This window comes from Novosphingobium decolorationis (assembly GCF_018417475.1).
GTDB lineage: Bacteria > Pseudomonadota > Alphaproteobacteria > Sphingomonadales > Sphingomonadaceae > Novosphingobium > Novosphingobium decolorationis.
This window is the reverse complement of record NZ_CP054856.1, coordinates 549,941-565,103: the sequence shown is the minus strand read 5'-3', so window position 1 is coordinate 565,103 and position 15,163 is coordinate 549,941. Positions and strand designations below refer to the sequence as shown.

9 protein-coding genes are annotated in these 15,163 nt (G+C 66.6%); 2 read left to right on the top strand and 7 right to left on the bottom strand.

Annotated elements, in window-relative coordinates; all coding sequences use genetic code 11:
* Positions 1–83: 83 nt before the first annotated feature.
* A complete protein-coding gene (locus HT578_RS02570; RefSeq protein WP_239026451.1) occupies positions 84–1,478 on the bottom strand; it encodes an amidase in 1,395 nt (464 codons plus the stop codon).
* 750 nt (positions 1,479–2,228) lie between these two features.
* On the opposite strand from HT578_RS02570, the gene HT578_RS02565 reads away from it, so the two are divergent.
* Positions 2,229–3,047, top strand: a complete 819-nt coding sequence (locus tag HT578_RS02565) for an alpha/beta fold hydrolase (RefSeq protein ID WP_213502041.1) — start codon at positions 2,229–2,231, stop codon at positions 3,045–3,047.
* Between the two features lie 10 nt (positions 3,048–3,057).
* Here HT578_RS02565 and fabI read toward each other — a convergent pair whose 3' ends face one another.
* The 6 genes from fabI to HT578_RS02535 form a co-directional block, all read right to left on the bottom strand.
* A complete protein-coding gene (fabI, locus tag HT578_RS02560; RefSeq protein ID WP_213502040.1) occupies positions 3,058–3,831 on the bottom strand; it encodes an enoyl-ACP reductase FabI in 774 nt (257 codons plus the stop codon).
* Complete coding sequence (locus HT578_RS02555; RefSeq protein WP_213502038.1) at positions 3,828–5,018, bottom strand: acetate/propionate family kinase; 1,191 nt, start codon at positions 5,016–5,018, stop codon at positions 3,828–3,830. The genes fabI and HT578_RS02555 overlap by 4 nt, the downstream gene beginning before the upstream one ends.
* Positions 5,015–6,427 (bottom strand): bifunctional enoyl-CoA hydratase/phosphate acetyltransferase, encoded by a 1,413-nt coding sequence (locus tag HT578_RS02550; RefSeq protein WP_213502037.1) that lies wholly within the window; start codon positions 6,425–6,427, stop codon positions 5,015–5,017. Before HT578_RS02550 ends, HT578_RS02555 begins: the two co-directional genes overlap by 4 nt.
* A gap of 13 nt (positions 6,428–6,440) precedes the next feature.
* Positions 6,441–8,222, bottom strand: a complete 1,782-nt coding sequence (locus HT578_RS02545; RefSeq protein WP_213502035.1) for a PHA/PHB synthase family protein — start codon at positions 8,220–8,222, stop codon at positions 6,441–6,443.
* 208 nt (positions 8,223–8,430) lie between these two features.
* Positions 8,431–10,422, bottom strand: coding sequence for a tetratricopeptide repeat-containing sulfotransferase family protein (locus HT578_RS02540; protein ID WP_213502034.1), 1,992 nt, complete (start codon positions 10,420–10,422; stop codon positions 8,431–8,433).
* A gap of 109 nt (positions 10,423–10,531) precedes the next feature.
* Positions 10,532–13,207, bottom strand: a complete 2,676-nt coding sequence (locus HT578_RS02535) for a TonB-dependent receptor (RefSeq protein ID WP_213502032.1) — start codon at positions 13,205–13,207, stop codon at positions 10,532–10,534.
* Positions 13,208–13,630: 423 nt separating this feature from the next.
* Here HT578_RS02535 and HT578_RS02530 point away from each other — a divergent pair, with 423 nt between their 5' ends.
* Positions 13,631–15,154 carry a BCCT family transporter gene (locus HT578_RS02530; RefSeq protein WP_239026450.1) on the top strand — a complete coding sequence of 508 codons (1,524 nt, stop codon included), beginning with the start codon at positions 13,631–13,633 and terminating at the stop codon, positions 15,152–15,154.
* Positions 15,155–15,163 lie beyond the last annotated feature (9 nt).

The window sequence follows — 15,163 nt, the reverse complement described above, 5'->3', positions numbered from 1 at the left end:
CCCGCGACCCGAGGGCTGGAGGAGCCGTGCTTGTGTTATCGGCTCCGCCTCGGGGAAAGGGGCAGGGGGGGCGGCCTGGTGCTCTAGGCTCGGGCGAGGGCTGCGTGCGGGTGGGCGCGCCACCGGGTCGCCTGTTCGTAGGCGTGCGCGGTGCGCAGGAGCCGGGCCTCGCTGTGGGGCGGTCCGATCAACTGGAGCGCGAGGGGCAGGCGCCGGGTGTCGAACCCCATCGGGGTAACCAGCGCGGGAAAGCCGAGCAACGAGGCGGGCCGGGGCAGTTCCGAAATCTCCCCGATGAGTTCCTGGCGGCTGTCCGGCCCGAGGATCTCCACGTCGCGGGCCAGCGGGACCGACATGCGTGTCGCCGGGGTCAGGAGCAGGTCGACGTTGGCAAACGGGCCGTCACGCATCGCCACTTGCGCCCAGTGGCGCAGCGCCAGCGCACTGCCGTAGTCGCTTTCGCTGATGGCCGAGCCCCGTGCGAGGCGCGCGCGCACGTCCTCGCCGAAGTCGCCGGGGCGCAGGGCCAGGTCCCGGGCGTGGACGCGCGCGCCTTCGTAAAGGGCGATTGTCCCGGCCGCGCGCGCCATCGCGGACTGGTCGGGCACGGCGACATCGACCAGTGTCGCGCCCAGCGCGCGCATCTGGGCCGCGGCGGCCTCCAGCGCGTAATCGATCTCGGGATGGATGCCGTCGTTGTACCAGGAGGTGGGAAGGCCGATGCGAAGCCCGCAAAGATCCTCGCCGATCCCGGCCATATAGTCGCGTCCGTTCGCGGCCAGGACCGTCATCAGCAGCGCCAGAGCGCGCGATGAGGTGGCAATGGGGCCCGCCGTGTCGCAGGTGCGCGAGAGTTCCATCATCGCGTAGGTGGGCAGGAGGCCGGTGGTCGGCTTGAGACCGCTGACGCCGCAGAACGCGGCCGGAACCCGCGCGGACCCGCCCGTATCCGATGCCAGCGAGGCGCAAAGGATACCCGCGCCGACCGCCGCCGCCGAGCCCGAGGACGAGCCGCCCGAAATGGCCCGCGCGTGCCAGGGATTGCCGCAGCGTCCCAGATGGACGTTGTGTCCCGTGGGGCCCAGCGCGAACTCGGCCATGTGGAGGCGGCCGAAGGTAATCGCGCCTGCCCCTTCGAGCCGGGCGACAAGCGGGGAGGTTTCCTCGGGTCGAAAGCCCCGCCACAGCGCCGCCCCCGCTTCTGTCGGAAGGCCGGCCCGAAAGAACATGTCCTTGTGGGCGAGGGGGACGCCGTGAAGGGGGCCGCGCAGCGACCCGGCCTGGCGTTCCCGGTCGCACTGGCGCGCGAGAGCAAGTGCGCTCTCGGCCTCAAGCGCGACAAAGGCGTTGAGATCGCGTGCCGCCTCGGCGCGGGCGAGCGTCATACGCACCGCGTCTTCGCTCGAGACGGTGCCATCGGCGATGGCTCGGGCAAGGGCGCACAGCTCGTTGGGCAGATCCGGCAGGTCGACCATCATGGCTCACTCCGTCACGGGCGGGGCGCCGACAGGGCCGGGCTCCGGGCGAGAAATGGGAAAGGGGCGATGCAGCCATTGGGAGGAGGAGAGAGAGAGGACTGCATCGCCCCTGTCACGTGGAGCGGGTTACGGGCAGGCCCCGAACGTCGACAGGAAGGGACTTACCGTCGTCGTTCCGCGTGGGTGGCGTGCATCGCGGGCGACCTGCGGATGGTCGCAATGGGGTGTGCCCCTGGATGTGACCCGTACACGTGATTTCATCGGACATGACCCCTGTTCGTGGGTGGGATGTCTAATCTGTGCGTTTCGTTTTCATGAGAATGCGCGATTCGTTCCGGATTGCAAGCGGCGTTCGCGAAGGGGTGCTCGGCTGTGTCCTAGATCGCTGATAATACTGCGGTTTAGCGCAACATTTATGCGCAGGTGTCCGCCTGGCGGATGATCGCAGTGCGGCATGGAGCAGGATCGGGCGGAGCGCAGAGGCGAGGTACCCCAAGGGCTTGGCCCCCGGATCAGGCGCATGCTGCGCTGCGAACACCGCCCATTCCTGCGCTCCAGGCGGTGCGTCTTATACTTTAGGCCTATTGCGGCGCGAATGTAATCGATCTCGCCATTTAGGCACGAGTCGAGCGTCTGCTCGCTTGGTGGAGCATGCTGCGGGCAAGGCGTGCCGTGCGCAGGCAGGCGTGCGATGTCCACCTGCGAGGCAGGAGACGTGGCCACTGGCCCGTCCGCAAAAGGAGATGACGAGTGAAGCGCTGGTCGCGACGCGGTTACACCGAAGGCCCCTACGGGCAGATCCACTATCGCCACGAAGGAGCCGTTACCCAGACCCGCGGGGCGATTGTCCTGTTGCACCAGGCGCCGATGACCTCGGCCCAGTACGACAACGTGCTGCGTCCTCTGGCCGCTCATGGTTTCCATGCCATCGCCATCGACATGCCCGGGTTCGGCATGTCCGACCCCGTCCCGGGCGTGCCGCGGGTGGAGGACTGGGCCGCCGTGGTGGCGCCGGTCCTCGACGCCCTGGGCTATCCCGATGCGGTGGTGCTGGGCCATCACACCGGCGCGATGGTCGCGACCGAGGTGGGCATCCAGTTCCCGGACCGCGTGCGTGCGGTAATCCTGAATGGCCCGATGCCGGTCAGCGAGGAGGAACGCGCCGAGTTCATGGAGGGCCTGCACCAGACCGAGCGCACGATTACGGCAACCGACGACGGCACGCAGTTCAACATGGTCCACGCCGCCCGCACCGGCCTTGCCGAGGGCACCGTCGCACCGGCGCGTATCAGTGAGTACGTCGTCCAGGCCTTCGAGGGGCAGGGTGCCTACTGGCATGGGCACCATGCGGCCTTCCTGTACCGGCAGGACGAAACGCTGGGCAGGTTGGAGCGCCCCGCGCTCATCCTCACCAACACCGGCGATGTCATCTACGAGCACGCGCTCGCGGCCCATGCAATCCGGCCCGACTTTGCCTTTACGGCGCTGGAGGGGGGCGGTGTCGACGTCGTTGACCAGATGCCCGAGGACTGGGCCGAGGCCGTGACGCGCTACGTTTCGGGGCTCTGAGGCCCTAGCCCTAGCCCATGATGTGTTCGCCCGCATCGACCGGGATCACGGTCCCGGTGATGCGGCGTGCGGCGGAACTCGCCAGGAACGCGGCGAGCGCGCCGACATCGTCGATATCGACACGCTCATGGACCGGCACGCTGGCGGCCGTGCGTTCGAGCAGTTCATCGAAACGGGCGATGCCGCTCGCCGCGCGCGTGGCAATGGGGCCGGGCGAAATGGCGTGGACGCGAATGCCTGCCGGGCCCAGTTCGGCGGCGAGATAGCGGCTGGTGCTTTCGAGCGCGGCCTTGACCGGGCCCATCAGGTTGTAGTGCTCGACCACGCGCTCCGATCCATAGAAGGTCACGCACATCAGGCAGCCGCCCTCGCGCATCAGCGGCTCGGCAAGCCTGGCCATGCGGATGAAGGAGTGGCACGACACGTCCATGGCGAGCGCGAAGCCTTCGGCCGAGCAGTCGGTCACGCGCCCGTGCAGGTCCTCGCGCGGGGCAAAGGCGATGGAGTGGAGCAGGAAGTCGAGCCCGCCCCAGCGCGTCCTGACCTCCTCGAACAGGGTTTCCAGCTGGCCTGGCTCGCGCACGTCGAGGGGGGCGATCCACTCACAGCCCATCGCATCGGCGACCGGCTCCACGAAGGGGCGGGCCTTCTCGTTGAGATAGGTCGCGGCAAGGCGCGCGCCAGCGTGCGCGAAGGCGCGCGTGCAGCCCGCCGCAATCGAGTTCTCGTTGGCGATCCCGATGACGAGGCCGCGCTTTCCGGCAAGGTCGACAAGTGGCTTCATGGCAGGTCTCCACAGAGGATGCGAAGGGTGTGGAGCGCGATCATGCGCTCCTCGTCGGTGGGGATCACGCGCACGGCGATACGGCTTTCGGGCGCGGAGATAAGGGGGGCATGGGCGGCGTTGGCCTCTTCATCGAGGATGAGGCCAAGCCAGCCAAGGCGCGCGCAGATATCGGCGCGCAAGGCGGCATCGTTCTCGCCGATGCCTGCGGTGAAGACGAGACCGTCAAGACCCTGGAGCGAGGCGGTAAGCGCGCCGATCTCGCGCGCGGTGCGGTAGGCGAAGAGTTCGACCGCCTCGCGTGCGGCGGGCTCGCGGCTTGCAGCCAGTGCGCGCATGTCGCTGGAGATGCCGGACACGCCCAGCAATCCCGACTGGCGGTAGAGCATCGTCTCGACGGCCTTGGCGCTGTAGCCCATCTGGGTCTGGAGGTGCAGGACAACGCCGGGATCGAGCCGCCCGCAGCGTGTCCCCATCATCAACCCGTCGAGCGCGGTGAAGCCCATGGTCGTGTCGATGCTGCGCCCATTGGCCATCGCGCACAGGCTGGCCCCGTTGCCCAGATGCGCGGCGATGACCTTGCCGTGCGCCAGCGCCGGATCGAGCCGGGCGAGGGTGCGCGCGATGTATTCGTAGGACAGGCCATGAAATCCGTAGCGCCGGATCCCGGCCTCGTGGAGGCTGCGCGGGATGGCCATACGCGCGGCGACTTCGGGCTTGTCGTGGTGAAAGGCGGTGTCGAAGCAGGCGACCTGCGGGAGGTCGGGGGCAAGCCGCGCCAGCGTGCGGATCGCGACGAGGTTGTGCGGCTGGTGCAGCGGGGCGAGGGGGGAGAGCGCCTCCAGTTCGTCGAGCAGCTCGGGTGTCACCCGCTGCGGCGCAACGAAGCGCGTGCCGCCATGGACGACACGGTGGCCGATGGCGACGATGGTCCCGCTTTCGATGTGGCGGGTGGCCCAGTCGAACAGGAAGTCGAGCAGGTCCGCGTGGGTCAGGTGCGCGCCCTCGGGCCAGTCCTTCTCCAGCAGCACCTCGCCCGCGTCGGTGGCGATGCGCAGGCTGGGCGCGATGCTGATCTTCTCGAACTTGCCGCCCGCCGAATGGACCGGATGGTTGCCTTCATCGAGGCGGAAGACGCCGAACTTGATGCTGGAGGAGCCCGAGTTCAGGCTGACGATGGCCTTCATTCGGCAAGCCCCGGTGCGGCCATGGTCTGGGCGCGGGCCATCAGCACCGCGACGGCGCAGGAGGCAAGCCGCGTGCGCAGGCTGTCGGCCCGGCTGGTCAGGATCATCGGTACGCGCGCGCCCAGGACGACGCCCGCCGCGTCCGCATCGCTGAGGAAGGTAAGCTGCTTGGCGAGCATGTTGCCCGCCTCCAGATCGGGCACGACGAGGATGTCGGCCTTGCCCGCCACGGGCGAGACGATGCCTTTCTCGCGCGCGGCGCTCTCGCTCACGGCGTTGTCGAAGGCGAGCGGCCCGTCGAGCAGGCCTCCGGTGATCTGGCCCCGGTCGGCCATCTTGCACAGCGCCGCGGCGTCGAGCGTTGCGGGCATGGCCGGGTTCACCGTCTCGACCGCCGCCAGGATCGCGACGCGCGGGGTCTCCTTGCCGATGACATGGGCAAGGTCGATGGCGTTGCGGATGATGTCGGCCTTGCAGGCGAGGTCGGGCGCAATGTTGATGGCCGCATCGGTGATGATGATCGGCTCGGCGTGGCCGGGCACGTCCATCACATAGGCGTGGCTGATGCGCCGCTCGGTGCGCAGCCCTCCGCTGCGGGCGACGACGGCGCCCATCAGCTCGTCGGTGTGGAGGGCGCCCTTCATCAGGAGCTGCGCCTCGCCTGCGTGGACAAGCTCGACCGCGCGCTGGGCGGACTGGTGGCTGTGCGCGCTCTCGACGATACGCATGGCCGAGATGTCCTTGCCCGCCTTCTCGGCAGCCTCTTCGATGCGCGCACGAGGGCCGACGAGGATGGGGGCGATGAAGCCTGCCTCGGCGGATTCGCAGGCCGCGGTGATTGCAGTGGCCGAGCAGGGGTGGACGACGGCGGTGGGGACGTTCGCACCGCCCTTGGCGGCCTCGATCAGGCGCTGGTACTGGCCGTGGTCGGAAAGGCGGATGTCGGGCAGGGCGACGCGCGGGCGCGCAACGCGTTCGGTCGGGGCGATGACGCTGGCCTCGCCGGTGATGACGGTGGTGCCCTCCTGGTTGGTGCAGGTGCAGTCGAGCTTGAGGCGCTTCTTGTCCTCACGCCGTTCGGTGACGGTGACCGTGGCGGTGATCGTGTCGCCCAGCGCCACCGGCGCGGTGAAGCGCAGCGATTGGCCGAGGTAGATCGTGCCGGGGCCCGGAAGCTCGGTGCCCAGGACCGCTGAGATCAGGCCCGCGCCCCACATGCCATGGGCGATCACCTTGTGGAACATGTCGTGCTCGGCATAGTCGATATCGACATGGGCCGGGTTCACGTCGCCCGAGACGAGCGCGAAGAGGTGGATGTCGCGCTGGGTGAGCGTGCGGACGACGCTGGCGCTGTCCCCTACGGCGATCTCGTCGAACGTGCGGTTGGTAATGGTCTGGTCGGTCGACATCGGGGCGTGGGTCCTATTTCTCGAGCACGTAGCGGCCGGGCGCGTTGCACAAGGGGGGATAGCCCTTGTCCGCGTTGCCCAGCGGGGGCGGCGCGGTCGGCTCGCCCGAGTTGGCATCGAGCCAGGCGCCCCAGTCGAGCCACCACGATCCGTCCTTGAGCGCGGCGCGCTCGCACCATTCCTCGGGCGCGAGATTACCGTTGGGATGAGGATGGGTGGCGATGCGGTAGTGGCGGTGGGGATGGCCCGGTTCGGAAACGATTCCGGCGTTGTGCCCCCCGCTCGTCAGCACGAAGGTCACCGCCGTATTGGTGAGAAGGTGGATCTTGTAGACCGAGCGCCAGGGCGCCACGTGGTCGCGCTCGGTGCCCACGGCGAAGACGGGGACCGTAATGTCCTCCATCGTCACGACATGGCCATCGACGCGGAAACGCCCTTCGGCCAGATCGTCGTGGAGGAAGAGCTTGCGCAAGTACTCGCTGTGCATGGCATAGGGCATGCGCGTGCCGTCCGCGTTCCAGGCCATGAGGTCGTTGATGTCGGCCCGCTCGCCCATCAGGTAGGTCTGGAGCATATGCGACCAGATGAGGTCGTTCGAGCGCAGGATCTGGAAGGCGCCGCCCATCTGGTCGCTCTCCAGATAGCCCCGGCTCCACATCATGTTCTCCAGCACATGAAGCTGGCTCTCGTCGATGAAGAGGCCCAGCTCGCCCGGCTCGCTGAACTCGGTCTGCGCGGCCAGGAGGGTGAGGCTGGCGAGGCGTTCATCCCCCTCGCGCGCCATGGCGGCGGCCGCGATGGAAAGGAGCGTGCCGCCCAGACAATAGCCTGCGCCGTGGATCTTCGCAGCGCCCGTGATCGCGCTGATGGCGTCGAGCGCGGCGAGAGGACCCAGGCGCCGGTAGTCGTCCATGTCGAGGTCCCGGTCGTGGCCATCGGGGTTGTGCCACGAGATCATGAAGACGGTATAGCCTTGCGCGCGCAGCCACTCGACCAGCGAGTTGCGGGTCGAGAGATCGAGGATGTAGTACTTCATGATCCAGGCGGGCACGATCAGCACCGGCTCGGGCCGGACCGTCTCGGTCGTGGGGGCGTACTGGATGAGTTCGATGAGGCGGTTGCGGTAGACGACCTTGCCGTCCGCGGCTGCAACGTCGGTGCCGACCTCGAAGGCTTCGGTGCCCGCGGCGGGGCGTCCGGTCAGGTAGCGGCGCATGTCCTCGAAGAAGTAGTCGAGCCCGTCGGCAAGGCACTTGCCCCCGGTCTCGGCGATGCGCTTCTGCAGCACCGGGTTGGTGGCGATGAAATTGGTGGGGGCGAAGATGTCGAGGATCTGCCGCGCGGCGAAGGAGACCATGTCCTCGTGGTGCTTCGAGACGCCGCCGATGCCGGTCGTCGCCGCTTCCCACCACTGCTGGTTGAGGAGGAAGGCCTGGGCCCACACGTTGTAGGGTGCCTCATGCCATTCGGGGCCCTGGAAGCGTCGGTCCTGCGGCAGGGGCTCGACCACGCGCGGGGTCTCCGGGTCGCGGGTGGCGCGCGCGGTGTAGCCCATCAGGCGCAGCGCCTTGCCCCCGGCCTTGGCGGCAAGCTGCATCTGCTTGCCGGGTGCCGAAGCGAGGTGGAGCGCCCAGTCGGTTGCCGCGAGGATCATGGTGGCCGGCGAAAGCCCGCTGGTCGCCTGGGCAATTGCCGCCGAGGCCGAGCGGTCGAGCGTCTGGGCAATGCCATCCAGCGGCTCGCGCGGGGATGAGGACGCGCCGGTCGATCCGGGCGCGGGGGCGGGAGAAGTCATCGTCAGGCTCCGCGTTGCGTCGCGTGTCGCTTCGCCTCGAAGCAACCCACGTAGTACGCGCAGGATGAGCGTCCAATTGTTGCAGTGCAATGTCCTTGATCAAAGACAATCGAGTGTAGCTGCCATTTCGCCGCAAATTCACCGTAAGTTGCGTTGCCCTAGAGATGGCGTGCGCAACTGTTGCGGTGCATGAAAAGCCGCGCCTGGGTCAGCCTTCCAGAGCCGTGCGCAGCGGACCGAGCCATTCTTCGTACGGCTTCCACGCCCCCACGCCCGCGCGCGAGATGGGGCGGCGGACCTGTTCGGAGCTGGCCGTGCGCACCGCGCGGTCGGTTTTGTGAAAGTCCAGGCAGGCCGGATCGAAGGGGACCCCGATATAGTCCAGCATGCGGCGCACCTGGCCTTCCAGATCGTCGAGCACGTCCTCGTGTTGGACGCGCAGGACACGGCCGGGAAGCACTTGGTCCCAGTGCTCCATCAGCGCCACGTAGTCGCGGTAGTAGCGGCCGATTTCGGCGAGGCCATAGGTAAACTCCTGGCCCTCGGCGAAGAGCTGCTTGAAGCCAGAGAAGCAGCAATCCATCGCATCACGGCGCGCATCGATGATCTTCGCGTTGGGGAGGATCAGGTGGATGAGGCCGATATGCCGGAAGTTGTTGGGCATCTTGTCGATGAACAGCGGCGCGCCCTGGCGGTGGATGCGGGTGTTCTCGATGTAGCTCCTGCCCAGCCCCTCCAGCTGCTCCGCCGACAGTTCATGCAGGATCTGCGGGTAGCGGGGCGCGCTCGCCTTGCGGCCACGCAGGCGGTGCGCGGTGGCAAGGATGTCGGGCAGCTCCAGCGTGCCGTCGATCATCGGGTGCGAGGCAAGAATCTGTTCGAGCAGGGTCGAGCCCGCGCGCGGCAGGCCCACGATAAAGATCGGGTCCGACGCGGCGTGGCCCTTGCCCCCCTGGCGCGCGAAGAGTTCGGACGTGCAGGCCTCGATCTGCGCGGCGATCTCTGTGTGCATGCGGTCCGCATCATAACGGCTCTGGCGCAGCTTGAGCTCGTTGCCGTGCGCGTAGTGGGCAAAGGCCTGCGCATGAAGCCCTTCGTCCTCGGCGGCCTTGGCGGCGGCGAAGGTCAGGTGGACGCGGTCCATGAAGGCAAGGTCGGGCTGAGCCAGCAGGTCTTCCATGCGCGCGCGCTCGTCCTCGGAAAAGCGCCAGGTCTTGAGGTTGGCCAGCGCGTACCAGGCATCGCCGTGTTCGGGCTTGGCGGCGATGGCGGCGCGGTAGGAGGCGACGGCTTCGTCCTGCGCGCCGGTGGTCTTGAGCGCATGGCCCTTGCTGGTGAGCGTGGCGGGGTCCTGGGGGAGCTTGTCCAGCACCGCGTCGAACAGGGCGAAGGCGCGGGCGTAGTCGCCGGTCTGCATGGCCTCGATGGCGAGGTGCGAGGCGAAGACGGGGCTTTCGGGATCGCGGGTGTGGAGGGCTTCGGCCTGCTCCAGCGCCTGCGTGAATTTCTGGCGCTTGCGCAGGACCTGGATGTAGTCGAGCCGCAGCTGCACAGTGTCGGGAGAAAAAGTAACCGCACTTTCCAAAAGAAACTCCGCGTCGTCGAGGATGCCAAGGCGGCTGGCGATTTCGGCCAGCAGGCGCATGCCCTCGATGTCGGTGCGGTGGGTCCGGAGGTAGGCCCGGCAGATCTCCTCGGCGCGTAGCAGGCGGCCTTCGTGGAGGTGATTGGAGACGGCCAGAAGCTCACGGGGAAGGGCCGCGATGCGCTCGGCCTGGGTGCGGGCCTGCGCGGCCTCGACGCTTCGTCCGGTGCGGGCGAGAAGATCGGCCTGCGCGCGCCAGCTGGCGTCGAGTACCGGGTTGTAGCGGGTCGCGCGGGCGTAGGCGCGCAGGGCTCCCGGCACATCGCCCCGGTCGCGGGCGAGATGGCCCGCTTCCTGCCAGGCGCGGCCATATTCAGGCTGCGCGGCGGACAGGGCGGAAAGGTGACTTTCAGCCTCGGCGAAGCGCTTGAGGTAACGGCACGCGACGGCGGCCATGTAGAGCCCTTCGGCGCTCGGCTCCCCGGCGTCGAGAAGGGGCGCCAATACCCCCAGCGCGGGCGCGAACTGGCCGCGCTGCATGGCCTCCCGGGCCTCTTTCAGCACGGCGGCTTCATCAAGGGAGGAAGGAGCGGGATTGGGGTCACGCGATGCCATGGGAATGTCCTTGCCGCAAACGCCAAGCGGCAGGCAAGGTCCGATGCCCGCCTGCCGCCGGATTGTCCGATCCCCGGCGCCTTCACGCAGAAGGCGCCGGGAGATGCGATCAGTAGTGCCAGCCGACGCGCACACCCACCGTCAGCGGACGGTTGGTGTTGATGCGCGGGGCATCGTAGTAGAAGTTGCCCGAGACCTGCGCGCGCTTGTCGGTCAGGTTCTCGCCGAAGACCTCGACCGACCAGTCGTCCTTCTTGACGCCTGCGGTCATCGAGAAGGTGGTGTAGCTGTCGAGCTTCAGACGGTTGATGTTGATGATGTCGGTGTACTTCGAACCTGAATGCACCATCTGCGGCATGACGTGGGCGACAAGGCCCGTGTCGCCCAGATCCCACTCGTAACGCACGCGCAGGTTGCCCTGGAAGGACGGCGCGTAGGCCAGCGAGTTGCCCTTGGTGACATCGTCGGTCGGCGTCAGCACCTCGGTGATCTTGGTGTCGAGCACCGAGAAGGCACCGGCAACGGTCAGACCCGGCACCGCGTAGGGAGCGAAGGCGAAGTCACCCTCGACGCCCAGGATGCGCGCGTCGGCCGCGTTGTCCGAGAAGAACAGGTTGACGATCGAGGTGTCGAAGATCGTGGTCTGCAGGTTCGAGATGTCGACGTAGAACGCGCTGCCGTTGAAGCGCAGCTGGCGGTCGAACAGTTCGGTCTTCCAGCCGATCTCGTAGTTGTTGACCTCGTCGGTCTGCAGCTCGAAGGGCACCATGTAACCCGAGGGGCTGACCGCGCCGCCGGGACGGTTGAGCAGGCCCGGACGGAAGCCTTCCGAGTACGTCGCGTAGAACATGACGTCCTCGGTGGGCGTGAAGGTCAGCGAGCCCTTGAAGATGACGCCTTCGGTCTTGGCCTTGTCCGGTGCCGAGAGGGCATTGAAGACCTGCATGGCCTGGCCTTCGGTGAGGCCTGCGTCCATGATGTCCTGGATGCTGTCGCCCTGGTTGAAGGTCAGACCCAGCGTATCACCGCACGAACCGATGAAGGTGAACTCGCCGTCCCCGTCGTAGAGGTCCGAGAGGTTGGTGCCAAAGGCGTTCGCATCGGTGCCGCCGGCGTTGCAGAACGAGCTGTTCGCCGTGCCCTTCAGGTCGACTGCCACGTTGTAGTAGCGCGCGCCCAGCGTGACGCTGAGAAGGTCGGGGACGAGGTCGTAGGAGGCCTCGCCGAAGATGCCGAACTGCTCATCCGAACGCTTGATGTCGTTGCGGAAGTTGGTGCCGTTGGGGAAGGGGCCCGGATCGCTCTGCCAGGCACCCGGGAAGGGGAAGTTCTCGGGGAAGCCGGTTTCGCCCCACAGGTCCACGTACTGGCTGCCGGGGTAGATGAAGTCGTTGCGCTCTTCCAAGGTCAGCTTCGAGTAGAAGCCGCCTGCGGTGACGCGCCAACGGTTCTCCGCCGGTGTGCTGACGCGCAGTTCCTGGGTGAACTGCTTGGTCTTGCTGTCCGAGGTGACGTAGAGGTTGGGCGCCTGGCAGGTGCCCATCGGCCCGTTGTCACCCGGGTACGAGACCGAGCTGTCGCAGATGTAGTAGGGCAGGTACTGGCCGACGTAGAGGTAGTCGGAGTAGTCCACCTGCTGCGAGGTCTCGCGGTCAGTGAAGGCGCCGGTGTAGACGAGGTCGAGCATGCCCAGGCGTCCCTCGACGGTCCAGGCGGTGTTCGAGAAGTTGTCTTCGAGGCGATCGGGCTGGAAGCGCTGCACTTCGAGGTCATCCAGGCCCAGTTCCGGGTCGGCGAAGAACACGCCGTCGGAATCGAGACCCTGGCGCGCGTGGCTGACCGTGATCTGCCAGTCGGGAGCCACCTCCCACAGCGCCGAAACGCGGAAACCGGTGTAGGTGGTGTCGTTGAAGTTGTCTTCGACGAGGTTGGTGTTGTCGGCCTCGATGAAGTTGACGTTCGAGAGGTCGGCCCCGGCCTGCAGGCCAGCGCGGTTCGCACCCACCGGAACGCCGTTGTAGCGCTGCGCGCCTTCCTCGCGGAAGCGGGCGCTGTCGGCGACCGAACGCGTGCCCTTGACGTTGTCGATGTAGCCGCCCTGGTCGTCCATGTAGACGACGCCGCGCACGGCCAGCGTCTCGGTCACCGGCACGTTGAGCATGAGCTCGGCGTTGTAGCTGGGCTCGCCGTTCTTGGTCCACGAAACACCGCCCTTGGCGGCGGCATCGAAGCCCAGGAGGTCGGGCTTGTTGGTGATGAGGCGCACCACGCCCGCCTGCGAGCTGGCGCCGAAGAGCGTGCCCTGCGGGCCTGCAAGAACTTCGATGCGCTCAAGGTCGGCGGCGTAGACGTCGAGGTTGCGGCCCGGCTGCGCGAGCGGCTGTTCGTCGAGGTACATTGCGACGTTGGGGGCAAGGCCCGCGACGCCCGCGGTGGTGAGGTTGGGCGTGGTCGAGGCGAGGCCACGAATGTAGATCGTGCTCTGGCCCGGGCCGCCGCCGCCTGCAGTGACGTTGGGAAGCTGCTCGAGGTAGTCGTCAAAGGTCTGCACGCCGAGGTTTTCGAGTTCCTCGGTGCCCAGTGCATTGACCGAGACGGCGACGTCCTGGAGGCTTTCGGTGCGCTTGGTGGCGGTCACCACGATTTCGGTGAGACCGCCCTTGCGCTGCTGGGCCGGAGCGGCCTGGGTACTGGTGGGCTGGGCCGGAGTATTCTGGGCTGCGACCGGGGTGGCGATAGCGATTGCCAGCGCGCCAACGGACGCGCCGGTGCAATGCTTGAACATGTATGTTCCCCTGTTGTTGTTCGGAACGTTCGCGACGGGGCAGCGCGTGGGAGACAGCGCTGCCAAGCGGGACAAGATGCCGGGAGGTGACATGCAAGGAAATGAGACCTTGGTGGCCCGCGCAGGTCAGCTATCCAATCAACGTGTACATGCCAACCCTTGCGCTTGAGAAAAGTTACAGGTTCTCGGCAGTTGTTGCATAATCACCACACGGCTTGTAGACAGGTTTAGAAGCCGTTTCGGGATGTGATAAACTCAATTCCACAACGCGAATTTTGATATGATATTCAATTCGCTATTTGGTTTATTATTTCTGATATTTTGAACAGGCTAAGTAAATCTCATTTCAGTGTTGGGGGTGTCGTCCGGGTGGCAAGTCAAGGCAGCAATGTATCCAGTCCGATTGCAGATTTTAAACCTGGCGTGTTCTTTGGCGCAATTGCCGCGATCGGTGGGCTCATAGTCTTCGCGCTCTACGATACAGATGTTGCTACCGCCCGTTTCGAGGCCATTCAGGCCTTTGCGACCCATAATTTTGGCTGGCTTTTCGTGGCGACGGCCAATGTCATGCTGGTTACGAGCGCGTTTCTCGCCATCTCGCGGATCGGGCATGTGCGCCTTGGCGGAGCGGATGCGAAGCCCACCTACAGCGCGACCAGCTGGTTCGCGATGCTGTTCAGTGCAGGGATGGGCATCGGCCTGCTCTTCTACGGTGTCGCCGAGCCGATCATGCACTTCTCCAATCCGCCGATTTCCTCGTTCTCCGATCCCGGCGCCACACTGCCTCAGGGTCTTGCGCGCAATGCGCAGCATGCCATGGGGCTCACTTACCTGCACTGGGGCCTGCATGCCTGGTCGATCTACGCGATCATCGGCCTGGGGCTCGCCTATATCGCCTACAACCGCAAGCTGCCGCTCAACCTGGGCACGTTCCTGCGCGCAGCCTTCCCGCGCATCCCGACGCTGGTCGTCGATCTGGTCGACATCATGGCGATCACCGCGACCGTGTGCGGGGTGGCCGCCTCGCTGGGCTTCGGCGCCTCGCAGATCAACGCCGGGCTGACCCTCCTCTTCGGCGCGCCCGAGGGGGGCATGGTCCGCGCCATCATCATTGTCGTCGTGACCGCGCTCGCCACGCTGTCCGTGGCGATGGGGCTCGACGCTGGCATCAAGCGCCTCTCCGAGCTCAACATGGGGTTGGCGCTGCTGCTGGCGCTGTTCGTCTTCGTGGTCGGCCCCACGGTCTACCTGCTCGACAGTTTCATCCAGAACCTGGGCTACTATTTCCAGCGCTTCATCTATCTCTCGACCTGGACCGAGAGCTACACCGACGAGGACTGGCAGAGCAGCTGGACGATGTTCTACTATGCCTGGTGGGTGAGCTGGTCGCCTTTCGTGGGCATCTTCATCGCGCGCATTTCCTATGGCCGCACGGTGCGCGAGTTCATTTCGGGCGTGCTCATCGTCCCCAGTCTCGTGACGTTCGCCTGGATGACCATCTTAGGCGATACCGCGCTTCATATCGAGCTGTTCGGGGCCGGGGGCCTGTCCGAGGCGGTCAACGCCTCGATGCCTGATGCCCTGTTTGCCTTCCTCGGCAACTTTCCCCTGAGCGGAATCGTGTCGGGGCTGGCCGTGGTGATCGTGACCACGTTCTTCGTGACCTCGGCGGATTCGGGCGCGCTCGTCACCGCGATGATCGCCTCGGGCGGGCATCATGAGGCGGGCTTCGTACCGCGCGTGACCTGGGCAATCTCGATCGGCGCGCTTGCCGGGGCGCTGCTCTACGGGGGGGGGCTGCAGGCGCTGAAGACAGCGGCCATCGTGACGGGCCTGCCCTTTGCCGCGGTCCTGCTGCTCATGTGCTTCGGGCTGATCAAGATGCTCCTCGCCCGGGTCCCCGCCCAAGACGAAGCTGCGCGCGAAGAGGCCCTCGCGGCCGAGTAAACGCAGGGG